The following is a 24,763-nucleotide window of genomic DNA, read 5'->3' as shown; positions in this document are numbered from 1 at the left end:
GAAGCGAGCCGGACAATTCCAGCCGTTCCTGCCAGCAAGGTTACCGGTGCATGATCCTGGCTGTGGAAAAGTTCACAGCCAGGATGAGCGGAACCTACTCGGCCGCCTGCGCCACGGGCTGACCGATGGCGCCTTCGAGACGCGCATATTCAGCGCGGTATTTCGCGACATTGGCTTCCTTGATGTGGCCGTAGCCGCGAACGAGTTCCGCCGACTTCGCCAACGCCACCAGGCGCGGCCAATCCTGCGGCTTCGCCTTGTCGAGATGGCGGAAGATCATTGCCGAATATTCGCCCGGCAAGGCCCGCTCCATCCGGCGCTCGGCCGTGTAGCCGAACGGATCGAACGCCGTGCCGCGCAGGAACCTGAACCGGGTCAGGAGCTCGAAGGCGCGGAATATCCATGCGCCGAACTCGCGCTTGCGCAGATGCCCGGTCCCCTTGTCGCGCGACGCCAGCAGCGGCGGCGCAAGGCTGACCTTGACGCCGGGGTCACCATCGAACTGCTCCTTCAACGCCTTGCCAAACTCGCCGTCCGAGTAAAGCCGGGCGACCTCGTATTCGTCCTTGTAGGCCATCAGCTTGAACAGGCCTTTTGCAAAGGCCTCGGTGAGGTCATGCGAACCGGGCGAGCCCTTGGCTTCGGCCGCGCGAACGCGCTCAACCTCCGCGAGGTAGCGGTTCGAATAGGCCTCGTTCTGGTACTCAGTCAGGAATTTGGCGCGGAAGGCGATGCTCTCGTCGAGCGTCCGCTTGACCGGGGCTGCGCCCGAATTCTTGAAGCGCGCCGCGCTGACGACGCGCTGCAGGTCGTGCGCGGCGAGCCGGCCCCAGGAGAACGCCAGCTTGTTCATGTCGATGGCCGCGCCATTGAGGTCGATCGCCTTCATGATCGCCTCCAGCGACAGCGGGATGGCGCCGCGCTGGAACGCAAAGCCGAGCATGAAGGCGTTGGTGGCGATGCTGTCGCCCATCAGCGCGGTGGCAAGCCCGGTGGCATCGAGGATGTCGAGATCGGCGGCGCTGACGGCCTCGTTGAGCGACTCCCGCATCGTCCCCGCCTCGAAATCGATGTCGGGATTGATGACGAAGCTCGCGGTCGGCAGCAGGTCGGCATTGACGATCGCCCGCGTCACGCCGCGCTCGGCCCGGCTCAACGCCGGGATGCTGGTGGCGACCACGATGTCGCAGCCGAGGATGAGATTGGCGCCGCCCGGCGCGATGCGGACGGTGGAGAGATCGTCCGCCTCGGGCGCGATGCGGACATGGCTCATGACCGCGCCGTTCTTCTGGGACAAGCCCGTGAAATCGAGCGTCGAGCACGCCAGGCCCTCGACATGGGCGGCCATGCCGAGCAGCGCACCGATGGTGATGACGCCGGTGCCGCCGATCCCGGTGACGAGGATGTTGTAGGCGCCATCGAGCGCAGGCGTAGCCGGCAGCGGCAGGTCGGCAAACAGCGCGGACGGATCGGCCGCGGTACGATCGGCCTTCCGCAGCCTGCCGCCATGCACGGTGACAAAACTCGGGCAAAAGCCCTCGATGCAGGAAAAGTCCTTGTTGCAGTTCGACTGGTCGATCCGCCGCTTGCGGCCGAGCTCGGTCTCCAGCGGCTGCACCGAGACGCAGTTCGAGACAGAAGAGCAGTCGCCGCAGCCTTCGCAGACCCGCTCGTTGATGAAGACGCGCTTCGGCGGATCCGGGTAAAGCCCGCGCTTGCGGCGGCGGCGCTTTTCCGCCGCGCAGGTCTGGTCATAGATCAGGACTGTGAGGCCCTTGATCTCGCGCAGCTCCCGCTGCACCGCGTCGAGTTCGCGGCGGTTATGAACAGTCGCGCCTGCCGGGAAGTAATTGCTGGGGTATTTCTCCGGATCGTCGGAGACGATGACGAGGCGTTTTGCGCCCTCCGCCGAAACCTGGTGCGCGATCTGCGACACCGTCAGCCCGCCCTCGGCCGGCTGGCCGCCGGTCATTGCGACCGCGTCGTTATAAAGGATCTTGTAGGTGATGTTGACGCCGGACGCGGCCGCCGCGCGGATCGCCAGCAGGCCGGAATGGGTGTAGGTGCCATCGCCCAAATTCTGGAACACGTGCGCTTCATTGGTGAACGCCGCCTGCCCGATCCAGGTCACGCCTTCCGCGCCCATATGCGAGATCGTCTGCGTCCGCCGGTTCGGCACCGACAGCGCCATGCCGTGGCAGCCGATGCCGGCCATCGCGCGGCTGCCCTCCGGGATCTTGGTCGAAGTGTTGTGCGGGCAGCCCGAGCAGAAATACGGCGTGCGCTGCAGCTTTGCCGCGCCAATGCCTTCCGCCGGCCGGTCGAAGGCTTCGAGCTTTGCGAGGCGCTGCTCCAGCGCCGGACTGCGATGGCCGAGTTTTCGCAACCGCGCCACGACCGCCGCCGCCACCATGGTCGGCGTCAACTCGCCTTCGCTCGGCAGCAGCGGCGCGCCGCTCTCGTCGCGTTTGCCGACCACCGAAGGCCGCTTCGACGCATCTACATTATAGAGAATGCGCAGGAGCTGATCCTCGATGAAGCCGCGCTTCTCCTCGACCACGAGAACATCCTGCAAACCTTCCGCGAACGCTCGCGCGCCTGACTCCTCCAGCGGCCAGGTCAGCGCGACCTTGTAGATACGCAATCCCAGCGCCTGCGCCTCGGCATCGGTAATGCCGAGATCGGCCAGCGCCTGCCGGAGATCGAGATAGGCCTTGCCGGTTGCCATGATGCCGAGCCGCGCGGGCTTGGAATCCAGCACGATACGGTCGAAGCGGTTGACGCGCGTGAACGCCGCCACTGCCTGCATCTTCGGGCCGTGCAGACGCCGCTCCTGCTCCAGCGGCGCATCCGGCCAGCGGATGGAGAGCCCGCCCGGCGGCATTTCGAAATCATCGGGCAAAATGATCTTGATGCGATCGGGATCGCTGACGATCGAGGCCGAGCTCTCAACGGTTTCGGAAATCGCCTTGAAGCCGACCCAGCAACTTGAGTAGCGCGACAGCGCAAAGCCCAGAATGCCGAGATCGAGATAATCCTGCAGCGTCGCCGGATTGACCACCGGCATCAATGCTGCGGCGAATACCTGCTCGCTCTGATGCGCCAGCGTCGAGGACTGGCAGCCATGGTCGTCGCCGGCCAGCGCAATCACGCCGCCATTCGGCGAGGTGCCGGCCGAGTTGGCGTGCTTGAGCGCGTCCATCGAGCGGTCGACGCCGGGGCCCTTGCCATACCAGATGCCGAATACGCCATCGACCTTGGCGCCGGGGAACATGCCGACCTGCTGGCTGCCCCACACGGCGGTCGCCGCCAGATCCTCGTTGAGACCGGGTGCGAACTCGATGTCATGCTGCTTGAGGAAGGTTTTCGCGCGCCACAGCGCGTGGTCATACATGCCGAGCGGCGAGCCGCGGTAGCCTGATATGAAACCTGCGGTGTTGAGCCCCGCTGCGCGGTCGCGTTCGCGCTGCAACATCGGCAATCGGACCAGCGCCTGCGTACCGGACAGAAAAATGCGCTTCGCATCCAGCCGGTACTTGTCGTCCAGCCCCACTTCCATCAACGCCATTCGTCCGCTCCCCGTCGCGCGTTCCGCCGGTTATTTGAACCGGTCTAATTGCGAACAGAATGCACCGGTTCTGCTATGCGTGCCCAGCGTGAATTCATGGCCGCAGGACATATCTCGCCCGTCTTGTGGATCGCTCTTGCCGAAATCCGCCTTCTTTGAAACGCTGCGGGACAAAGGGAGACACCAGGGATGACATCAGCGGCGTTCACGACCGAACTATTGGAGCGCGACAATCTGCTCGTGGGGCCATGGCGCAGCCCGAAGCAGATGCTTCATGCGCAGGTCTACGACTCCCACGCCTCGATCCACGACGATGCGACCGCGCAGAAGCTCGGCTTTCAGGGCGGCACCATCGAGGGCCCGACCCATTTCAGCCAGTTCGCGCCGCTGTGCGAGCGGATCTGGGGCCAGGCCTGGTTCGAGACCGGATGCCTGTCCGCGCATTACCGCAACCCCGCCTTCGAGGGCGAGGAGGTGCAGGCCAATATCGAAAAGCCGAAGCCGGGCCAGATTACCTGCGCGATCGGCATGACCAAGCGTGACGGCACCGAGATCTTGCGCGGCACCGCATCGATCGGCGGCGATGGAACGGAAACCGCGCTTCACCGAAGGCTTGGCGAACTGAAGCCGCTCGCCGATCCCGTCATTCTCGCCGACCTCAAGGTCGGCATGAAGACACCCCGCCAGACCGTTAAAATGGATTTCGACCAGAACATGGGCGATCTCTATCCGTTTTCGCTGGAGCAGAAGCTGAAGGTCATCACCGAGCCTTCGGCGTACTATTCGCAGGAGCTCAATCCCTGGGGCCGGGCGATCATTCCCATGGAGATGTTGAGTGTGCTGTTTCAATACCGCGCCCGCGAGGACCGGCTGCCGATCCGGGGGCCGGCGGTCGGGCTGTTCGCCGATCAGGAAATCCGCCTGCTGCGCGGGCCGCTTTTCGTCGGCGAAAACTATGTCACCGAGCGCGAGGTCGTTGCGCTGAGCGGTAGTCGGCGCACCGAAAGCGTGTGGGTGCGCACGACGGTATTCGGAGCTGACGACGCGCCGGTTGCCACCATGCTGTTGAACATGGCGAGCATGAAAGACTCCTACGCCAACTATGAGCAGGAGCACAAAGCGCTGTACGGCTAGGTGAGCATCATCGGACATCGCCAACAAGGACAACAACAAAATGGCCCGCCTGCCCTATCTCGAAGCCGACCAGGTCGCTCCCGAATACCGCGACATGCTCAAGCGCAACACGAACCTGCACAAGCTGCTGGTGAACTCGCCCGACATGGCGCGCGCCTTCAACGGCGTCGGCGGCTACATCCGCTTCAAGAGCAAGCTCGATCCGCGCCTGCGTGAACTCGCGATCCTCCAGGTCGGCTGGATGGAGAAATCGGAATATGAGTTCACCCACCATGTGAAGATCGGCAAGGAATTCGGCGTCACCGACGAGGATATCGAAGGACTGATGGCCGAGACCGAGGGCAAGCCCTCGAAGCTGGAACCGCTCGCAAAAGTAATCCTGCGTGGCGCCCGCGAGATGGTGAGGGAGCTTGCGATGTCGGAGGCAACCTTCGGCGAGATCAAGCAAAAGCTCTCCGACGAGCAGATGGTCGACCTCGTGCTCACCATCGCCTTCTACTGCGCCGTGGTGCGCGTGCTGGCGACGATGAAGATCGACAACGAACCCCATTACAAAGAGGTACTGCAACAGTACCCGATCCCGGGAGTGGAATGAATGCGCCTGAAAGATCGTGTCGCCATCGTCGTCGGCGCCGGACAGAGCCCGGGCGAAGGCATCGGCAACGGCCGCGCCACCGCTCTCACTTTTGCGCGCGAAGGCGCAAAAGTTTTGTGCGTCGATCACAATCCGGCCTCGGCCCAGGAGACGGTCGACATGATCGCCGCCAGGGAAGGCACCGCGGCGGCATTCAAGGCCGACGTCACCCAAAATGCCGACCTCAAGGCGATGGTGGCGGATGCGCTGGGCCGCTGGGGCCGCATCGACATCCTGCACAACAATGTCGGCGTCAGCCTGTCCGGCGGCGACGCCGAACTGCTCGACATTTCGGAGGAAGCGTTCGACCGCTGCGTCGCGATCAATCTGAAGAGCTGCGTGTGGGCCGCCAGGCACGTTATCCCGATCATGCGGGCGCAGAAGAGCGGCGCGATCATCAACATCTCGTCGATGGCCGCGATCACCACCTATCCGTATGTGGCCTACAAGGCGACCAAGTCGGCGATGATCGCCTTCACCGAACAACTCGCCTACCAGAACGCGCAATACGGCATCCGCGCCAACGTCATCCTGCCCGGCCTGATGAACACGCCGATGGCGGTCGATACCCGCGCGCGCGAGTTCAAGAAGAGCCGCGCCGAGGTCGAGGCCGAGCGCGACGCCAAAGTTCCGCTGCGCCACAAGATGGGCACCGGCTGGGACGTCGCCAACGCCGCGCTGTTTCTCGCTTCCGATGAAGCAAGTTTCATCACCGGCGTGACATTGCCGGTCGATGGTGGCGCCAGCGTGCGGCGCGGGTAGATTCGTGGGGTGGGCAAGGCGCACCGCGCCGTGCCCACCATCGAACACTCCGCTCACAATGGTGGGCACGCTTGCGCTTTGCCCACCCTGGCAGCCAAACCCTCATGGTGAGGAGGCGCTTTAGCGCCGTCTCGAACCATGAGGCCCGCTGGTGCCATTCATCCTTCGAGACGCCGCTTCGCGGCTCCTCAGGATGAGGTCTGGCAGAAGTGGGCGCAGCCCCGTGTTCTTGCGGAACCGGCGTTTACCTTTGGTTAGTAACTTCCTCTTAAGGGTTGCGGCGATTGGGCGGTTTTTTTGACGCCCCGTACTCACGCAATTTTGCGCCAGCGTTTTTGTCCGGCCATCTGTGTGATTCGACACATTCAATCGATTCCAGTGACACGATGATGTGACAGCGCATCGTCGCTCGTCGCGATACCGACTCGTTGCGGTCGCACGAATTTCACGTGCGCTCGCTAATCACGCGCCACAAGAATTGTGGCAAGCGCTGCAAGAATGCCGAGGCACCATGAACGAAGAATTCGATTACGAACTGACGCCGTCCCAGTGGGAAGCCTTGAAAGCGTTGCGGACGCCTGCATCAAGGCTGCCGCGCATGAGCCGCACCACGATCGACGGCCTGATCGCGCTGGAACTTGCCACCATGAACGGCGATGCGCCCGCCATCACCGCGAAGGGACGCAAGGTGCTGATTCGCGGTTCGTCGCTGCTGTTGCAGGATCTGGCGGCCTGACCGCGCGGCATTGCGCGCCTGCAGCATGAGATTCCGGATTGACCGCACCTGATTCCCTTGGATATCAGGGTTCCATCGACTGAGTGGCAACTAGGGTTCCGGGTGGCGACACCGCCATCGCCGGTCCGAGCGTTGCGGAAACCGCGGTAGCACGCGGCTGCACCCGAGGGACAAAAGCCCAGAGGAGGAGATGTCGAGATCTTGATCGCGCCTGATGGCACGGAGGTCTCATGTCGCTCGTCTCACTCACCCTCGTTGTCCTCGCCGCCTTCATCCACGCCACCTGGAATCTGCTCTCCAAGCGCGCCGCCGATGCCGGGCCGACCTTCGTGTTCGCCTACAATCTGTTCGCCTGCCTCGTCTATCTGCCGTGGATGATCTGGCTTCTGGTTTACGGTGAACTGCACTGGAGCCTGCCTGTCGCTGGCTGCCTCGTGCTCAGCGCCTGCATTCATCTGGCCTACAGCCTTTGCCTGCAGCGCGGCTATCAGGTCGCCGACCTTTCGGTGGTGTATCCGATCGCGCGCGGCACCGGGCCGATGCTGTCATCGATCGGCGCGTTCATCCTGCTGCGCGAGACGCCGACCGCGCAGGGCATTTTTGGGCTGCTCGCCGTCGTCGCCGGCATCGGCTTGATCACCACGCAAGGCGATCTCACCGCGTTCCGCCGCCCGCGCGGCCTCGATGGCGTGCGCTGGGGCACTGCGACAGGATCGCTGATCGCCGGCTACACGGTCGTCGACGGATATGGCGTCAAGCTGCTCGGCATTCACCCGGTCGTGCTCGACTGGGTCACCAACCTGCTGCGGTTCTTCATCATGCTGCCGATCGTTCTGTCGAACCTGCCTCGCGCCAGGGCGAAAATGAAAGGTTACTGGCTGCTGGCATTCGGGGTCGGTGCGCTGTCGCCGCTGTCCTACATCCTCGTGCTGTCAGCCATCGAGATGGGCGCCCCGCTCAGCCTGGTCGCGCCCGCGCGCGAAATGTCGATGATGGTCGGCGCGCTGTTCGGCATGCTGATCCTCGGCGAACGGGTCACCGCATGGCGGGTTACGGGCTGCGCGATTCTGATTGGAGGCGTGGTGCTGCTCGGATCCGCTTCCGCCTGAAGCCCGCCAGCCGGGGTGTCACACCGGCTTCTCGTCGTCCGTCACCGGCGAGGTGATCACCAGAAACACCAAGTCGACCAACCCCGAATTCGAAATCGCGTGCTCGACGCCGGGCGGCAGGAAGATGAAGTCGTGCTTGCGGACGACGTGATTCTTGCCCGCGATCTCCATCAGCCCCTCGCCTTCGAGCACGTGATAGATCTGCTCCTGCACAAGATGCTTGTGGGGCGCGACATGCGCCATCGGCTGGTACATCGAGATCCGGTAGTCGATGTGACGGGAGCCCGCGGTCTCCGGCATGACCAGCGGCTTTGACAGCGCGCCGCCGAAATGATTGGGGAACTCGCGCCACGGCACTTCGGCGATGTTGCGGATGAAGGCGCCGTTGTTTTCCGAAGCCATGATGGCCTCCTCTGCCGTCAGATGACGAGCGCCCCGCCGTCGATAGTGACGATCGATCCGGTCGCAAAGCCGTTCGCCATGAAGCTGAGGATTTGCCGCGCGATATCCTCAGCCGCGCCGACGCGGCCCACCGGCAACGCCGCCGCCGTCTTCGCCAGCATGTCGCGCCGCGCCTCTTCCGGCATCGCGGCGCGGATCGGGGTATCGATCACGCCGGGCGAGACCGCGTTGACGCGCACCGGTGCGAGTTCGAGCGCCAGCGCCCGGGCCAGCGATTCCAGCGCGCCATTGGCGGCGCTGACGATCGCCGAATTCGGCCGCGGCCGAACGCTGAGGAATCCCGAGACCAGCGTCAGCGACCCGCCGGCCCGGATCTGCGCCTCTCGCGCGACACGCCACGCGCCCCAGAACTTGCCTTCCATGGTGGCGCGGACATCCTCCATCGCCACCTGCTTGAACGGGCCGGTGCGAAGCTGCGCCGCCGTCACCACGACATGATCGACAGGACCGCAACGCTGGAACAGTTTCGCGACGCTGTCATCGCTGGTGACATCGGTGGGGATCGCGATCGCATTCAGCTTCTCGGCCGCCTTGTCGAGCCGCTCGACATTGCGCGACGCAAGGATGATTTCAGCGCCCTCGCGCTTTGCCATCTCGGCGGTCGAAAGACCAATGCCGGAGGAACCACCGACGACGACGACTTTCTTGCCTGCAAGCAACATGCGATTTCCTTTCGCAAAAGATCAGGCGGGCTGATAGCGCGTGCCAATGCCGGCCTTGCTCTGGCCGAGCCCGGGCAATTCCCACACCCCCGCGCCGACCGGATTGATGTCAGCGGCGATATCGACGTCGATCAGATAGGGCTTGTTCGCCGCAATGCCCTTGCGGATCGCCTCGCCGAGATCGCCGGCGCGATCGACACGCACGCCCTCGACGCCGCAGGAGCGCGCCATCGCGGCGAAATCCGGGTTGTAGCGCGCGCCGGTGTTGGGATCGTGAAAATCGGTCGCCAGCTCCCGGCCGCCGAGATAGCCGCGCTGCAACCCGCGGATCGAGGCATAGGCGTAATTGTTCCAGACCACCCAGACCACGGGCAGATTATATTCCACCGCCGTGCCGAGCACGTTGGCGTGCATGAAGAACGCGCCGTCGCCGCACACCGACACGCAGGGCCGGTCGGGGGCTGCAAACTTCGCGCCCATCACGCCGGCGACGCCAAAACCCATTGGGCCGAACCCCATCGAGCCGATCAGCGAATCCGGCCGCTTCGGCTTGCAGAAGCCGAGCAGCCAGTTGTGATGCACGCCGATATCGCTGACGAGGATCGCATTATCAGGCAGCGCCTTGTCGATCTCGAGCGCGGCGCGCTGCGGATTGATCGGCGTGGTGTCGTCGGAAAATCCGGGCGCGACAAACTTGTCCCATTCCTTGCGATAGCCATCGATCTGCGCCAGCCATTTCTTGCGGGCATCGGCCTTCTTGGTGAGGTCGGCGCGGCGATCGAGTTCGGCATGGACCTGTCGCAGAAAAGTGCGCACGTCGGCCATCAGGCCGAGCGCGACAGGATAATTGCGGCCGATCTCCTCGGGATCGATATCGACATGGATCAGCCGCGTCGGCGGGATGGTGAAGGAATAGCCCGGGATCCATGAGCTCGAGGTGCGGTCGTCGAACCGCATCCCCATCGCCAGCAAGACATCCGCCTGACGCGTCGCGTGGTTGGCCTGGTAGTGCCCGGCGCGCGCGACGAGGCCCAGCGCCAGCGGATGGTTGCAATCGATCGCACCGAGGCCGCTGGCGGACGCCGCGACCGGAATCTGCAAGCGCTCGGCAAGTTTCAGTAATTCCTCCGCCGCGCCGCCGTAGCGCACGCCCTGGCCGACGATGATCGTCGGCCGCTCGGCGCCGAGCAGCATATCGACCGCTTTGACCACGCCTTCCGGATCGGCGCCGCAGCGGCTCGATATGTTGCCGTTCCATGCGATCGCGTTCGGCGCCTCCTCGGCCGCCGATTCCATGAACACGTCGAAGGGCACGTCGAGCACGACAGGGCCGGGCCGGCCGGTCGTCATTGTCTTCCAGGCCTGCCGCACCGCCAGCGGCACCATCTCGCCGCGCGTCGGCTGAAACACCTTCTTGCACATCGTGCGCACGGTGGAGGGAAAATCGGCCTGATAGTGCCGGTACATTTCCTGGAAGGCGCCGCGGTTGAACTGGCTGGTCGGCACGTTGCCGGTCACCGCCAGGAACGGTACGGAGTCGAGAAAGGCGTTGGCGAGCGAGATCGGCAGGTTGGCCGAACCGGGCCCGCAGGAGGTGAAGGTCGCCGTCGGCCGCCCCGACACGCGGTAATAAACGTCGGCCATGAAGCCGGCGACGCTCTCGTGATGCACCGAGATGGTCTTGATGTCGGATGAGCGCTCGTACAGCGCGTCGATGAACTGGATATTGCCGTGGCCGCACAGGCCGAACACCTGCGGCACCTTTTCCTGGATCAGATAGTCGACGATGACCTGGGCGCCGTTGAGCATGTTACGCGACATCGATTTAACTCTCTCCCTGAGCTCAACGAATTCGCCTCCGCGTCTTGCTTGCACGGTGCGGCGACGGGCCCGAACCTATTTCTCATAATACTGTACGTCAATTGCTATTGTGGTATGATGCCGATTGGGCCTCGCGCGCTGCGCGGCGCTGTTGCCGGGCGAGGACGGCCTGATAGAGTTCGCCCCGCCCACCTGGAGAGCTGATTCCGTGAAACCGCGCACCAAGCCGAAGACGAGCGACAAGCCGGCAATATCGCGCAAGGTTTCGACCGGCAAAGTCGCGATCGCAAAGCTGGTGCCATCGAGCGAACCCAACATCGACGACGAGGCCGAGGAGCGCGCGCGGGGCGGCGTGCAGTCGCTGGGCCGCGCGTTTTCGATTCTGGAGGAAGTCGCGCGTCACCGCGAAGGCATCGGGCTGGCGGACCTCAGCAAGCGGGTCGGCCTGCATAATTCGACCACCTTCCACCTTGCCAAGACGCTGGTCTCGCTCGGCTATCTCAGGCAGGAGCGCGATTCAAAGCGCTACCGCGTCGGCCGGCCGCTGTTTGCGCTGGCGGCCAGCGCGCTTGACGAAATCGAGATGGTGAATCTGGCGACGCCGGTGCTGGAAGACCTGTCGCGCGAGAGCGGCGAAAGCGGCCATTTTGCCGTGCGGATGGGCGACGCCGTGGTGGTGATTGCCCGCACCAGCGGGCCTGGCGCGTTCCAGTTGACCGACCGCGTCGGCGTGGTGCGGCCGGCGCATTGCACCGCGCTCGGCAAGATCATGCTGGCCTCGCTGCGCCCCGATCAGCTGAAGCGCTTCCTCGAACGGGTCGAGCTGAAACCGTCGACGAAAAAGTCGATCACCGACCCCGCCGTGCTGCTGCGCGATATCGCCGAGATCCGCCGCAGCGCGATCGCCTTCGACGACGGCGAATTCAACGCGGAAGTCCGCTGCGTCGCAGTGCCGGTCTACAACTTCACCGGCGAAGTGATCGGCGCGCTCGGCATCTCCGGCCCGATCTGGCGCATGACCGACCAGGTGCTGCAGAGCCGCGCCAAGCTGGTGCAATCGGCCGCCAGCCGGCTGTCGGCCGAATTCGGCGCGCGGGATCTGGCGAAATCCTCCTGATCCGATCCAGCTAAAATCCGCTTCAAACGGGTTGGCCGCGGCTGCGACGCATTTGGCGTTGACAGGAGCGATTGCGTCCGGAAATATCCTACAACAATAAAAGAACGTCTCTCACATTGTCGCATAAGCGGAAACGGAAGAGAGAACGTCGTGACGTATCCCGGGAGGAGACCAGTGATGACCCGCTACAGCCGACGTACTCTGTTGAAGGCCGGCGCCGCCTTTGCCGGCGCCTCCGCGATCGGATCTCCGGCCATCCTCAGCGCCCAGGCCGCGCGAATAAAGATCGGCCATCTGGTGCCGCTGACCGGCTTCCTCGGCGCGATCGGCAGCTACGCCCAGCTTGGGGTGAAGATGGCCGCCGAAGAGATCAACGCGTCCGGCGGCATCATGGGCAAGCAGATCGACCTGATGTCGGAAGACTCGGTCAATCCCGCGACTGCATCCACCAAGGCGCAGCGCATGATCGAGCAGGACGGCGCGGTGCTGCTGTTCGGCGAAATCTCTTCCGCCTCGTCGCTGACCATCATGCAGGTCGCCGAGCGCAACAAGAAGGTGTTCTTCTCCACCGGCGCGCGTTCGGATGCATTGCGCGGCAAGGATTGCAACCGCTACTCCTTCCACTGCGACATCCCGAACACCGTGATGGTCAACGCCGTCGGCACCGCGCTCAAGCAGAAGGGTATGGTGAAGGGCAAGAAGTTCGTCACCCTGACGGCAGACTACATTTTCGGCCACGACCTGCTGAAGGCCGCGAAAGCCTTCTTCAGCGCCAACGACGCCACCCTGATCGGGGACGAGCTGATCGCGACTGACGTCACCGACTTCAGCCCGTATCTCCTGAAGGTCCGGCAGGCCAAGCCTGACGTCGTGTGCTGCAACCTCGCCGGCAACCAGGTCACCAACCTCGTCAAGCAATATGCCGAGTTCGGCCTCCCCTACCCGCTGGTCGGCTTCAACCTCAACACCGGCGACGCCTGGGCGATGGGCGAAGGCAATCTCAGCGGCACCTGGCCGACCGTCTGGTATCACACGCTGGACAATCCGGCCTCGAAGGCTTTCGTCGAGGCCTTCACCAAGAAATACGGCAAGCCGCCGGAGAACCACGCCTGGATCGAATACATCACGCTGAAAATGATCGCGCAGGCGATCACCGAGACCAAGTCGACCGAGAGCGACGCGCTGATCGGCTATTTCGAGAAGCAGACGCAGTTCGACATCATGAAGGCGCGCAAGGCCTATTTCCGTTCCTGGGATCATCAGCTGGTGCAGGAGGCCTATCCGTTCACGGTGAAGCCGAAGGGCGAGATGAAGGACAAGTGGGACATGCTGGTGCTTGGCGAAGCGGTGCCGGCCGCGGGCGCGGAGCTCGAATCGATCTACCCGACGAAGACGCAAAATCCCTGCAACATGAAGGCATAGAAGCCCGAATCCGGGCGTCGGGCACACTGGCGTTGCGGCGCCGGCACTAAAAAGCCGGCGCCGTCCCTTTTTATCTTCGCGGATCGCATATGCAGTTCGGATTTCTGCTGGAGCAGGTAGTGAATGGCCTGGTGCTCGGGGGCTATTACCTCCTGATCGCGCTCGGCCTGTCGCTGATCTTCAGCGTCGGCGGCATCGTCAATCTCGCGCACGGCGCGTTCTATGCGCTCGGCGCCTACATCTCGGTCGGGATCACGAAATTTCTCGGCTTCGGTCCGGCGGTGGTGCTGTCGCCGGTCGCCGTGGCGCTGCTCGGCATTCTCTTCGAGCGCTTCATCCTGCGCCGGTTCTACGATGCCGATCCGATCTTGAGCCTGTTGGTGACGTTCGGGCTCGCCATGGTCACCGAGCAGGCGATCCGGATTCTATGGGGCGCGCCGCCGATCTCGGCCGCGATCCCGCAGGCGTTTCGCGGCTCGGTCTTTCTCGGCGACTTCCTGTTCTCGCGCTATCGCCTGCTGATCCTCGCTGTCGTCGCCGCGGTCCTGGTCGGCGTCTGGCTGCTCTTACACAAGACATCGTTCGGCCGCGTGGTGCGCGCCGGCATCCAGCGGCCGGACATGGTGGCTGCGCTTGGCATCCGGCTGCAGCCCTACATGACCGCGATCGTCATGCTCGGCGTCGGCATGGCCGCCCTTGGCGGCGCGTTCTTTGCCCCGATCACGATCGTGCATCCCGCCATGGGTGCCGAGATCATCACGGTGGCCTTTGTCGTGGTCGTCATCGGCGGCCTCGGCAGTTTCTGGGGCGTGGTGATCGCAGCACTGCTGGTGGGCGTCGTCAGGGGCATCACCATTCACTTCGCGCCCGCCGCGGGTGAAGCCTCGATTTACGTGCTGATGTTCCTGGTGCTGCTGGTGCGGCCGCGCGGGCTCCTGGGCGAACGTATCGAGAAGTTCGAATGACAAGCGCGTTCCTCACCAAATATCATCAGCTGCTGTCAGCCACGCTCGCCGTCATCGCGCTGCCGTTCGGCCTCTATCTGCTTGGCCTCTCGCTCAACACCGGCACCATGGTGGTGGCGCTCGCCATTGCCGCCATGGGGCTCAACCTCTGCATCGGCTATACCGGCCTCGTCTCGTTCGGCCACGGCGCCTGGTTCGGCATCGGCGCCTATGCGGCGGGGCTGATCCAGCGCAACTGGTTCGGTGGCGACATCTTCCTGCCGCTGCTGCTGGCAGCCGCCGTCGTCGCCATCATCGCAACCTTTGTCGGCTTCGTCATCCTGCGCCGGCGCGGCGTCTATTTCTCGCTGCTGACACTGGCGCTGTCGGCGCTGGCCTACACCATCGCCTTCCGCTGGACTGCCGTCACCGGCGGCGAGGACGGCCTCGGCGGCCTGAAGCGCGGCAGCATCGGCCCGTTCAGCCTCGACAATGCGCTGAACTATTACATCGTCGTCTCCGTACTCTGCCTCGGCGTGCTCTACCTGCTGCTGCGACTGGTGCGCTCGCCGTTCGGCCACGTGCTGATGGCGATCCGTGAGAACCAGTTGCGCGCCACCTTTCAGGGCTATCCCGTCGAGCGCTACAAGCTCGGCGTCTTTGTGATCTCGGCTGTCGTGACCGGCTTTGCCGGCGGGCTGATCGGCTTCCAGAATTATCTGGTCTCCGCCGAAGCGGTCTCGGTGCCGTTCTCCGGCGAGCTGCTCGCGATCGTCGTGATCGGCGGCATGCGCAGCATGCTGGGGCCGGCAATCGGCGCGCTGTTCTTCATCCTGTTCCGCGAATTGTTTTCGATCTGGACGTCGAACTGGCTGCTGTGGTTCGGCCTCGTCTTCGTCGCCTTCGTGCTGTACTCGCCGGGCGGCCTCGTCGGCATCTGGGCAACGCTTTCAAAACGCTGGTGGCCACCGCCGGAAGAATCCGCGGCGATGAGCCGTCGGAAGATTTACGAAGGCCTGCCGCTGCCGGCCTTCCTGCTGCCGAAGGGGCTCGACGGCATCGTGCTCGACGTGCGCGGCGTCTCCAAGAGCTTTGGCGGCATTCGCGCTGTGACCGATGCCAGCCTGCAAGTTGGCGCCGGCGAAATCCATGCCTTGATTGGGCCGAACGGCGCGGGAAAGACCACGCTGTTCAATCTGGTTTCCGGCCTCTATCCGACCGACAGCGGCACCATCAAGCTGAACGGCCGCGAGATCCAGGGCGTGCCCTCGGAGGCGATCTGCCACCGGGGGCTGGCGCGCTCGTTCCAGATCACCAATTTGTTCAAGGGGCTGTCGATCTACGAAAACCTCCGCCTGTCGCTGCAGGCGCAGAATGCCGGACGCTTCGACCTCTGGCGCGACATCGACCACTACAGGGATATCCACGCCGAGACCGCGGAGCTGATCAAATTCCTCGGCCTCGAAGGCATCGAGACCATCGAGGGCGGCGAACTCTCCTATGGCGGGCAGCGGCTGGTCGATCTCGGCATCGCGCTCGGCTCCAAGCCGCACGTGCTTTTGCTGGACGAGCCGCTCGCAGGACTTGCCGCCGCCGAGCGCGAGCGCGTCTCGAACCTCGTCAAAAACATCGCCGCTAATATTCCGGTCCTGATCGTCGAGCATGACATCGACCGCGTGCTCGGCTTCTCGCGCACCGTCACCGTGATGAACCAGGGCGAGGTGCTGATGACCGGCACGCCGGAAGCCGTGCGCGCCGACCGCAGGGTGCAGGAGGTCTATACCGGCACCGGCGTGCCCGAGGTCGAGCATCTCAGCAGCGACTACGCGAAGGCGAGTGCAGCGCCTGTCCTGCGCTTCGAGCGCGTCAACACCTTCTACGGCAAGAGCCATATCCTCCACGACGCCACCCTCAATGTGCGCGAAGGCGAGATCGTCGCTCTTCTTGGCCGCAACGGCGCCGGCAAATCGACGCTGCTAAAGACGCTCGCGGGCCTCGTGCCGCTGTCGTCGGGCACGATTCGATATGCCGGCGCCGATATCTCCCACCTGCCCGCGCCCGACATCGCGCGCGCCGGCATCGGCTATGTGCCGCAGGGCCGCGGCCTGTTCGCCGGCATGACGGTTCGGGAAAACCTCTCGCTCGGGCGTCTCGCCCGCAAGACCGACGGCAGCAACGGCGTGGTGTGGAACGAGGAGAAGATCCTCGAATACTTCCCGCGCCTGCGCGAGCGCATGGACGTAGCTGCCGATTATCTCTCCGGCGGCGAGCAGCAGATGGTGGCGGTCGCGCGCGCGATGTCGGGCAATGTCAAACTGCTATTGCTCGATGAGCCCTTCGAGGGACTGGCGCCGGCGGTGATCCTCGACCTGTTCAAAGTGTTCGACAAACTCCGGCAGCACATCTCCATCGTGATCGTCGAACACAATCTCGATCTCGTGCTGGCGCTCGCCGACCGCGTGTTCGCGCTGGAGCGCGGCGCGGTGTTCCATGAGGGACCGGCGCAACCGCTGCTCACCGACCTCGAATACCGGAAGAAGATACTGTGGCTGTGACGGCTATGACACTCACCGCCGTCATTGCGAGCGGAGCGAAGCAATCCATCTCCCCACACGGGGATAGATGGATTGCTTCGTCTCTCCTCGCAATGACGGCACTCCTTGGGAGGCTGCGATGCGAGATCTGATAACGACAATGCTTGCAGGATCGATGCTCCTGATCGCAGGCCACGCCCTGGCGGCGGACAATCAGATGACCATCGCCGTGTTCACCAAGAACCGCACCAACCCGGCCTATGAGGCCTTCCGCATCGCCTCCGACCAGATCGCGCGCAGCACGGGCGTGAAGCTGATCCACCTGGTGCCGAACCAGCCTGACAATGTCGGCGAACAGAAAGCGATGGTCGATCAGGTGTTGAAAGACAAACCGGACGCCGTCATCTTCATCCCGGTCGATGACGTCGCCATGATCGATTCCGTGAAGAAACTCAACGAGGCCAAAATCCCGATCGTGCTGGTGTCCAATCCGCTGCCCGGCAGCTTCGTCACCTATGTCGGCGCCGACGATTTCGAAATCGGATATCGCGAGGCGCGCTATCTCTTCGAAAAACTCGGGGCTAAGGGAAAGATCGTCGTCATCGAGGGAACGCCTGCCGCGCCCACCAATCGCGAGCGCGTGCGCGGATACCAGCGCGCCCTCACTGAGTTTCCCGGCATCCAGGTTTTGGGATCGGGCATCGGCAATTACCAGCAGGTGGACGCCCGCCGCGCGATGGAGAAATTTTTGACCGAGCATCAGGAGATCGATGCCGTGCTGTCGGTTAACGACAGCATGGCGCTCGGCGTGCTGGAAGCGCTGAAGGCCGCCAACCGGACCGCGACCGTGATCGGCATCAACGGCATTCTTCCGGCCGTGAAGCAGATCGAAACCGGCGGGATGTTAGCTTCCGTCGATTTCAACATGTTCAAGATCGGCTGCACTGCGGCGCGGGCCGCGGTGCGTCACCTCAAGAAGGAGCCGCTGCCGGAAAAGGTGATGCTGCCGGCGGAAGTGATCGACAAGACCAACTACAAGGCATGGCTGGTGCCGGTCGACCAGCGCACCTGCCCGGAATGGGCAGAGGTGGCGCGCTAGTCCACGAAGCCCCCGGTTTTTGGAATTTGAATCACGGTCGTCCGGCCAACCCCACAAGGCCGTTGGCTGACAGCAAAGCCCGCAGACCCGGTTGAAAACGGCCCAACTGGACATGCGCGGACAGCCAAAATCGAATGATCCATTGCGGACGTCCTTTGATCTAGGTCAACAAGAGCAACGCGGCGCTCTGCTCCGTCCGGTATCAGGGGCGTCCTGCGGCGCGACCGAAGTCGTCCGTAGTGGCCCGGGAGGCTGCCAGATGTTGAAGGACAAGCAGAAGAAGGGTGAGGTAACCGAGGCGCCGGCCGGGTCTGGCAAGGTGAGCCGCAAGGAATTTGAGAAGGAGCTCGCGAAGCTTCAGGTCGAGCTAACGCGGCTGCAGACCTGGGTCAAAGACAAGGGGGCACGCATCATTGTGGTCTTCGAGGGCCGGGACACCGCGGGCAAGGGTGGTGTGATCAGCCGGATCACTGCACGCACCAGCCCGCGCATCTACCGCCACGTGGCACTGCCCGCCCCATCCGACCGCGAGAAGACCCAGGTTTTCATGCAGCGCTACATCGCGCATTTCCCGGCGGCGGGCGAGATCGTCCTCTTCGACCGCTCGTGGTACAACCGGGCCGGGGTCGAGCGGGTGATGGACTTCGTCACCGACGAGGACTACGAGCGGTTCTTGACGATGGCGCCCATCGTCGAGCGGGAGATGATCGTCAACAACGGCATCATCCTGCGCAAATACTTTCTCGATGTAAGTCAGGACGAGCAACGTCGCCGGTTTGAGGCGCGGATCAAAGACCCGGTGAAACACTGGAAGCTCAGTCCGATGGACACTGAATCGGTGCGGCGCTGGTGGGACTATACGGAAGCCTACCAGCGCATGATCAAGGCCACCCACACGTCATGGGCGCCTTGGCACATCGTCCCCGCTGACAACAAGCGTCGCGCCCGGCTAAACCTGATCCAGCATCTGCTCGACAGCATCCCATACAAGAAGGTCGACGTAGACTTGCCGAAGATCCCCAAGGTGCAGCGGCGGCCCAAGAATGCTACCGAGGGTCTGGGCTCGGGCCAGCCGATTCCCAACCACTACTGATGTTTCGGCGCGTTGTGTTTTCCGCTTGCCGAGGGACACAACAGCCTGGACCGGGCTCCAGCTGTACCAATTGCGGCCAACGCATGCGCGTGGCCAGCGGGTCCGGAAGTGACCGCCAATGAAGCATTCGATGCACTGGCTGCCGGGAATCGAGATCCTCCGTCGATATGAGGCGGCATGGCTTCCGCACGATATCTTCGCTGGACTGGTCCTGGCGACGATGCTGGTCCCGGTTGGAATTGCCTACGCGGCGGCATCGGGCCTGCCTGGCATCTACGGTCTGTACGCAACGATCGTACCGCTGCTGGTCTACGCATTGTTCGGCCCCAGCCGCATCCTCGTGCTGGGACCGGACTCGGCACTGGCGGCCGTTATCCTCGGCGTCGTCGTTCCGTTGTCTGGTGGCGATCCTGTTCGCGCCGCAACGCTCGCTGCCATGATGGCGATCGTTTCGGGGACGGTATGCATTCTGGCCGGCATCGGGCGCCTGGGTTTTGTCACCGAGCTGCTCTCCAAGCCGATACGGTACGGCTATATGAACGGAATTGCATTGACCGTTTTGATCAGCCAACTGCCAAAGTTCTTAGGCTTCTCGGTCGAGAGCAAAGGACCTTTGCGGGACCTGTGGGCGATCACCGATGCAATTATTGAAGGAAAGACAAACTGGGTCGCCTTCGGGGTTGGGCTCGGCACGCTGATGGTCATCCTGCTGCTTAAGGATAGCAAACGGCTGCCAGGCATTCTGATTGCGGTGGTTGGGGCGACTGCGGTCGTCGCTGCGCTTGGTCTTGGCACCCACTACGGCGTGAAGGTTTTGGGTCCTCTTCCCCAGGGCCTGCCCGTTTTCGCCATTCCCTTGATCGGCTATAATGATCTGTTTCCGGTGCTCATCGGCGGCTGCGCAATCGCGCTCGTATCATTTGCTGACACCAGCGTGCTTTCGCGTGCCTATGCCGCGCGACTGGGCACCCATGTCGATCCCAACCAGGAGATGGTCGGGCTTGGCGCCGCGAATCTGGCAACCGGCTTTTTTCAAGGCTTTCCGATCAGCAGCAGCGCTTCGCGTACCCCTGTTGCAGAAGCCGCCGGCGCCCGCACCCAACTCACCAGCGTCGTCGGCGCGCTTGCCATCGCCATCCTTCTGCTGGTGGCGCCAAACCTCCTTCAGCATTTGCCCACCGCTGCATTGGCGGCCGTCGTCATCGCGGCCGCGATCGGCCTCTTTGAGGTCACGGATCTCAAACGAATCTATCGGATTCAGCAGTGGGAGTTCTGGCTGGCGATGGTCTGCTTTGTCGGCGTGGCCGTATTCGGTGTGATTCCGGGGATAGGTCTGGCCATCGCGATCGCCATCATCGAGTTCCTGTGGGACGGCTGGCGCCCACACTCCGCCGTGTTGGGTCGCGCCCATGGCGTCAAGGGTTATCACGACATCACGAGATATCCGGATGCACGCCAAATCCCGGGCCTGGTCCTGTTTCGGTGGGACGCGCCACTATTTTTCGCCAACGCCGAATTCTTTAGAGAGCGCATACTGGACGCCGTGGCGAAATCGCCGACGCCCGTGCGCTGGCTGGTCGTTGCGGCGGAGCCTGTCACCAGCGTGGACGTCTCCGCCGGCGATACAGTCGCCGAATTGGACGAGACGTTGTACGCGCAGGGTATCGAGTTGTGCTTTGCCGAACTGAAAGATCCGGTAAAGGACAAGCTGAAGCGATTTGGATTGTTCTCGCAGCTTGGCGAGCAATACTTCTTCCCGACCATCGGCGCAGCCGTTTCCAGTTACCTGGAAATCCATGACGTAGAGTGGGAAGACTGGCAGGACCAAGCCAAACGTTAGGCCGTGACATGTACACGGCCTATTCCGAACAGAGATAGGTCCGCAGGCCCGCGCGATAGGCGCTGTATCGATAGTACGGCCGGTAGGCGCGCCCACGATAAAGCGCGGTCGGCTGCCCCGCATACCAGGCGCCGTGATAGAAATTATCCGCTAGCTCGTCGGTGCAGCGGAACGGAATCCAGGAGTAGCGCGCGGGCGGCGGCCCGACGCCGATCTCTTCGGGGGTCGCCAGAAAGCGCTGCTGGGCTTGCGCCGGCAGAGACAGCGCGGCTGCGGTCGCGACCAACGCGGCCCTTAAGACTGCGGCTCCCAGAACTGACGCGTATCGCATGCGTGCACCGTTTCGGCATCACCGGCGGGTTGGACGATACCCATAAACGCGCTTCGGCGAAAGCAGTTCGTTGCTCGAGGGGTCCCGGGCGAATTGTTCGGGATCAATGCGCCGACATGGACAAAGCGTCATTTGTCTTGCGCGCCTCGGTACATCAAGGTCGCGCCAGGTTCGGAGACTGCCATGGTCAAGCCCCTGCTGTTGATACTTCACCGCTGGATCACCCTCGTCTTCGCGCTGCCGCTTCTCGCCATCATCCTGACCGGGCTGATTCTTTCCTTTGAGCCGGCAGTTCAGGTAAGCGCCATCAAGCCGCAATCCGTCGATGCGGCGCGGGTCGCCGATCTCATCAAGCGATATGATCCCGACGGCAAGGCGCGCGGCGTCTCCGTCAACTCGGCGGAACGGCGCATCACCCTGCAGGGCGCCGACTCAGCCGAGATCGATCTCGAAAGCGGCGAGAAGGTCACCGAGAAAGCGGCTTTGCCGGCATTCTTCCTGTGGACGCGGCGCAACCATGAACGTTTGCTCGGTCAATCCTGGCTCGTGATCTCGTCGACGATCGCCATGGTCGTCGTCATGTGCCTCGGCATTCTGATGGGACTGCCGAAACTGCGGAACAGCCTTTCCGGCTGGCACAAGGGCACCGCGTGGTTCACGTTGCCGCTGATCGTGCTGAGCCCGTTGACCGGGCTATGCCTGGCGTTCGGCTGGACCTTTCAGGCAAGCGCACCTCCCCTCAGGTCCGCCCGGCTGATATCGCTTCCCGAGGCCGTTTCCATTGTCGCCGATCGCATGATCTGGCGCAGGTCACCTCCATCCGCCCACGCGGCAGACTGTTAATGGCGCGAATTTTCGAGGGCGGCGAACTCCGCGCCTATGCCGTCAATGGCGACGATCTGGTGCCACTGCCCCGCAACTGGCCCCGGCTGATTCACGAAGGCAACTGGTCGGCCATGATCGCGAGCTCGCTGAACATTCTCACCTCGCTCGCGCTGCTCGGACTGCTCTCGACCGGATTGCTGCTGTGGACACGGCGCAAATTGCGACGGCCGCAGCGGCGCAGAAGCGAAATGCGCCGCGCCGACTCCGTAAGCCCGGCGGCCCCGTCCTCCATCAGCGGATAGACGGCGACCGTTGGGCTAGTGCTCGTCGGGCCTGGTCCGCGCGATAATCTCGGCGGCGCCCTTGTCCAGCAACTATGCAGAACCGGTCAGCCACCGTCATCGCGGAGACCGCAACCGTGCTGTACGAGCCACGGCCGGAAACCTCTACGCGTACTACAAGGCCGAAGGCTATGTGATCGTGATGCAGAATATCAACCGCGAACCTTGCCGGCGACTCCGCCGCGCCGACCGCCGCAGTGCCGAGCTGAGCCTTCACGCGGGTGGATGATGCAGATGCAACCCGCAACGGCCCATAGCGTGGCCGCCGACGTTCTGAATTGCCTTCCGCTTTCGGCGTCACAGCGGACATGGCTGGACTTACCGCTGGCTCGACTCGGTAGCGAATGCCCCACTTCGGACATTAGGTCGCAAGACATCGGTCCGCTATATTGCTAGTCAAGCACAGCGTAAGCACAGTCGCGAGGAGGCCACCATGCCCTCAGAGCTTGAGCAAATACGTGATCAGCAGCGCCAGACCTGGGACAAGTTCTCTGCCGGTTGGAAGAAATGGGACGAGCAAGTATTGAATTGGCTAGCCCCGGTTGGCCAGGAGCTCATCCGCAGTGCCGCCTTGCGCGACACTTCGAACGTCCTTGATGTGGCAGCTGGTACCGGCGAGCCGGGGCTTAGCGCCGCTGCTCTCGTACCAAAGGGAACAGTCACAGTCACAGATCTCTCTGATCGAATGCTTGAGGTCGCTGCGGATAAGGCCGCGCGTCGCGGGATTGGAAACTTTCGGACCAAGCAGTGTGATGCGGGCGCCCTTCCATTTCCCGACAACTCATTCGATGCCGTGCTTTGTCGATTCGGTTTTATGTTTTTCCCCGATGTCGACACCTGTGTGAAAGAGTTCGTGCGTGTAGCAAGACCTGGAGCACGCGTGTGCACCGCTGTCTGGGATGTACCCGACAGGAATCCATGGGCCACCACGATCATGGAAACAATCAGCAAGTATGTTGATATGCCCACACCGCCCCCCGGGTCGCCTGGACTGTTCCGTTGTGCCGCGCCGGGTTATATGGAAACAGCCTTTCGCAAGGGCGGTCTCAAGGACATCGCAGTGAAGAATGTGGTGGGCGAACTTAACCTCAAGTCAGCTGAGGAGTACTGGAGCTTGATGACGGAGGTCGCTGCACCGGTCGTCGCGGGGCTCACAAAGTCGGACGAACAAACTCGCCAGAAGATCGAAGCCACAGTGCTTGATTTGGTACGTAAGACATCCCTTGATGGCAAGCCGCGCCTACCATCATCGGCCATAACTATCTCCGGAACCAAATAGGTTGTCATTACGAAACCAGAGAATTGCCGCCAATGGCGCTTTGGTGCAGTCGTTTGCCTGGCCGACGTACGCGCCCTAATGTTCGTCCGGCCGGGTGCGCGCGATAATCTCGGCTGCGCCCTTGTCCAACAACTCCAGCCCGACGGCGCGGCCAAGCTCGCGTGGTCGGTCCGCCATGCCCTGCCGCGACACCTCGATGAAGCGGTCGCCGGTTTCATCGAGCACGGCGGCCGTCAGCGTCATCTCGTTACCCGCGAGCGTGGCGTGGCCGGCGATCGGCGAGTTGCAATGGCCGTTCAACACCCACAGCACCTCGCGCTCGGCCTCGGCGCAGCGCCGCGATTGCGTGTCCTCGATCTTCGCCAGCCGCCCGCGCGTCAGCCAGTCCTTCTCGACGCATTCGACCGCGACGATGCCCTGCCCCACCGCCGGCAGCATTTCGCGAACCGAAAAGTCATGGACGATACGTGAAGCCATCCCGATGCGCTCGAGCCCCGACCGCGCCATGACAAGCGCGTCCGCAGGCCCCACCTCGCCGCCGCCGGGAAGCCGCTGCTTGTCGCCGCGATCGAGCTTTGCCACCCGGGTATCGGCAGCACCCCGAAAATGGATCACGGCGGCTTCCGGAAACAGCCGGCGCAGATAGGCGGCGCGGCGCACCGCATTGGTGCCGATCTTGAAACCCTTGCCTTTCGATTTCCGAAATTCTTCCAGCGAAAGGCCGGGACGCAGCACCAGCGCGTCGTTGGCGGCGTCGCGCGGCAGCATCGCCGAGATGATCAGGCCGGGCGTCTCCTCATTGCCGGGGACGTCCTTCAGCGAATGCATCGCCGCCTGCAATTGACCCGCGCGCATCGCTTCGCGGATTTCGGCGACGAAGGCGCCGCCCTTGCCGCCATGGCGCAGCAGTTTGCTGGTCTGGTCCTGGTCGCCGCGGGTTTCGAACTTGACGATCTCGACGTCGAGCGCGGGATCGGCCGCCCGCAACAGCCGCGCAATCGCTTCCGTCTGCGCCAGCGCCATCGCGCTCTTGCGCGTGCCGATCTTCAA

General features: G+C 63.3%; 21 protein-coding genes and 1 pseudogene. 16 read left to right on the top strand and 6 right to left on the bottom strand.

The window, feature by feature from the left end; translation table 11 throughout:
- Positions 1-94 precede the first annotated feature (94 nt).
- Positions 95-3,568, bottom strand: coding sequence for an indolepyruvate ferredoxin oxidoreductase family protein (locus JQ624_RS15070; RefSeq protein ID WP_212419680.1), 3,474 nt, complete (start codon positions 3,566-3,568; stop codon positions 95-97).
- A 189-nt stretch (positions 3,569-3,757) separates the two neighbouring features.
- On the opposite strand from JQ624_RS15070, the gene JQ624_RS15065 reads away from it, so the two are divergent.
- From JQ624_RS15065 to JQ624_RS15045, 5 genes are all read left to right on the top strand, one after another.
- Positions 3,758-4,702 carry a hypothetical protein gene (locus tag JQ624_RS15065; protein WP_212419679.1) on the top strand — a complete coding sequence of 315 codons (945 nt, stop codon included), beginning with the start codon at positions 3,758-3,760 and terminating at the stop codon, positions 4,700-4,702.
- 40 nt (positions 4,703-4,742) lie between these two features.
- Positions 4,743-5,297, top strand: a complete 555-nt coding sequence (locus JQ624_RS15060) for a carboxymuconolactone decarboxylase family protein (protein WP_212419678.1) — start codon at positions 4,743-4,745, stop codon at positions 5,295-5,297.
- Positions 5,298-6,098: an SDR family NAD(P)-dependent oxidoreductase gene (locus tag JQ624_RS15055; protein ID WP_212419677.1), complete on the top strand. Its 801-nt coding sequence runs from the start codon at positions 5,298-5,300 to the stop codon at positions 6,096-6,098. It begins immediately after the preceding gene.
- 511 nt (positions 6,099-6,609) lie between these two features.
- The gene (locus JQ624_RS15050; RefSeq protein ID WP_212419676.1) at positions 6,610-6,834 is read left to right on the top strand and encodes a hypothetical protein; all 225 of its coding nucleotides are present in this window, start codon (positions 6,610-6,612) and stop codon (positions 6,832-6,834) included.
- A 230-nt stretch (positions 6,835-7,064) separates the two neighbouring features.
- Positions 7,065-7,943, top strand: a complete 879-nt coding sequence (locus JQ624_RS15045) for a DMT family transporter (protein ID WP_212419675.1) — start codon at positions 7,065-7,067, stop codon at positions 7,941-7,943.
- An 18-nt stretch (positions 7,944-7,961) separates the two neighbouring features.
- On the opposite strand, the gene JQ624_RS15040 is transcribed toward JQ624_RS15045, so the two are convergent.
- The 3 genes from JQ624_RS15040 to JQ624_RS15030 are packed head-to-tail and all read right to left on the bottom strand — an operon-like array spanning position 7,962 to position 10,888.
- Positions 7,962-8,345, bottom strand: coding sequence for a cupin domain-containing protein (locus tag JQ624_RS15040; RefSeq protein WP_212419674.1), 384 nt, complete (start codon positions 8,343-8,345; stop codon positions 7,962-7,964).
- A 17-nt stretch (positions 8,346-8,362) separates the two neighbouring features.
- Complete coding sequence (locus JQ624_RS15035; RefSeq protein ID WP_212419673.1) at positions 8,363-9,067, bottom strand: SDR family oxidoreductase; 705 nt, start codon at positions 9,065-9,067, stop codon at positions 8,363-8,365.
- Between the two features lie 21 nt (positions 9,068-9,088).
- Positions 9,089-10,888 (bottom strand): thiamine pyrophosphate-binding protein, encoded by a 1,800-nt coding sequence (locus tag JQ624_RS15030; RefSeq protein WP_212419672.1) that lies wholly within the window; start codon positions 10,886-10,888, stop codon positions 9,089-9,091.
- A 208-nt stretch (positions 10,889-11,096) separates the two neighbouring features.
- Between JQ624_RS15030 and JQ624_RS15025 the strand changes: the two genes are divergently transcribed.
- The 7 genes from JQ624_RS15025 (at position 11,097) to JQ624_RS14995 (ending at position 20,937) form a co-directional block, all read left to right on the top strand.
- Positions 11,097-12,005 carry an IclR family transcriptional regulator gene (locus JQ624_RS15025; RefSeq protein ID WP_212419671.1) on the top strand — a complete coding sequence of 303 codons (909 nt, stop codon included), beginning with the start codon at positions 11,097-11,099 and terminating at the stop codon, positions 12,003-12,005.
- 177 nt (positions 12,006-12,182) lie between these two features.
- Positions 12,183-13,427, top strand: a complete 1,245-nt coding sequence (locus JQ624_RS15020) for an ABC transporter substrate-binding protein (protein WP_212419670.1) — start codon at positions 12,183-12,185, stop codon at positions 13,425-13,427.
- Positions 13,428-13,516: 89 nt separating this feature from the next.
- Positions 13,517-14,392, top strand: a complete 876-nt coding sequence (locus JQ624_RS15015; RefSeq protein ID WP_212419669.1) for a branched-chain amino acid ABC transporter permease — start codon at positions 13,517-13,519, stop codon at positions 14,390-14,392.
- Entirely contained in the window at positions 14,389-16,926 is a 2,538-nt protein-coding gene (locus JQ624_RS15010; RefSeq protein WP_212419668.1) for a branched-chain amino acid ABC transporter ATP-binding protein/permease, read from the top strand. The genes JQ624_RS15015 and JQ624_RS15010 overlap by 4 nt, the downstream gene beginning before the upstream one ends.
- Before the next feature lie 118 nt (positions 16,927-17,044).
- Positions 17,045-18,004: a sugar ABC transporter substrate-binding protein gene (locus tag JQ624_RS15005; RefSeq protein ID WP_212419667.1), complete on the top strand. Its 960-nt coding sequence runs from the start codon at positions 17,045-17,047 to the stop codon at positions 18,002-18,004.
- A 259-nt stretch (positions 18,005-18,263) separates the two neighbouring features.
- Positions 18,264-19,097 (top strand): polyphosphate kinase 2, encoded by an 834-nt coding sequence (ppk2, locus tag JQ624_RS15000; RefSeq protein WP_212419666.1) that lies wholly within the window; start codon positions 18,264-18,266, stop codon positions 19,095-19,097.
- Between the two features lie 118 nt (positions 19,098-19,215).
- On the top strand, positions 19,216-20,937 hold the full coding sequence (locus JQ624_RS14995; RefSeq protein ID WP_212419665.1) for a SulP family inorganic anion transporter: 1,722 nt from the start codon (positions 19,216-19,218) through the stop codon (positions 20,935-20,937).
- 19 nt (positions 20,938-20,956) lie between these two features.
- Here the strand turns inward: JQ624_RS14995 and JQ624_RS14990 are convergent, their stop codons facing one another.
- On the bottom strand, positions 20,957-21,268 hold the full coding sequence (locus tag JQ624_RS14990; RefSeq protein ID WP_212419664.1) for a hypothetical protein: 312 nt from the start codon (positions 21,266-21,268) through the stop codon (positions 20,957-20,959).
- 183 nt (positions 21,269-21,451) lie between these two features.
- On the opposite strand from JQ624_RS14990, the gene JQ624_RS14985 reads away from it, so the two are divergent.
- From JQ624_RS14985 to JQ624_RS14975, 4 genes and pseudogenes are all read left to right on the top strand, one after another.
- Positions 21,452-22,111, top strand: coding sequence for a PepSY domain-containing protein (locus JQ624_RS14985; RefSeq protein ID WP_409334330.1), 660 nt, complete (start codon positions 21,452-21,454; stop codon positions 22,109-22,111).
- Positions 22,111-22,395, top strand: coding sequence for a hypothetical protein (locus JQ624_RS39710; protein ID WP_409334329.1), 285 nt, complete (start codon positions 22,111-22,113; stop codon positions 22,393-22,395). Before JQ624_RS14985 ends, JQ624_RS39710 begins: the two co-directional genes overlap by 1 nt.
- A gap of 74 nt (positions 22,396-22,469) precedes the next feature.
- Positions 22,470-22,663, top strand: a pseudogene (locus JQ624_RS14980) (cyclic nucleotide-binding protein); the annotation flags it as partial.
- Between the two features lie 204 nt (positions 22,664-22,867).
- On the top strand, positions 22,868-23,713 hold the full coding sequence (locus JQ624_RS14975) for a class I SAM-dependent methyltransferase (RefSeq protein ID WP_212419663.1): 846 nt from the start codon (positions 22,868-22,870) through the stop codon (positions 23,711-23,713).
- Positions 23,714-23,788: 75 nt separating this feature from the next.
- Here JQ624_RS14975 and hemC read toward each other — a convergent pair whose 3' ends face one another.
- Positions 23,789-24,763, bottom strand: a complete 975-nt coding sequence (gene hemC / locus JQ624_RS14970; RefSeq protein ID WP_212419765.1) for a hydroxymethylbilane synthase — start codon at positions 24,761-24,763, stop codon at positions 23,789-23,791.

The organism is Bradyrhizobium sp. AUGA SZCCT0283 (assembly GCF_018130385.1).
Classification (GTDB): domain Bacteria; phylum Pseudomonadota; class Alphaproteobacteria; order Rhizobiales; family Xanthobacteraceae; genus Bradyrhizobium.
This window is presented reverse-complemented; position numbering and strand designations above follow the sequence as displayed.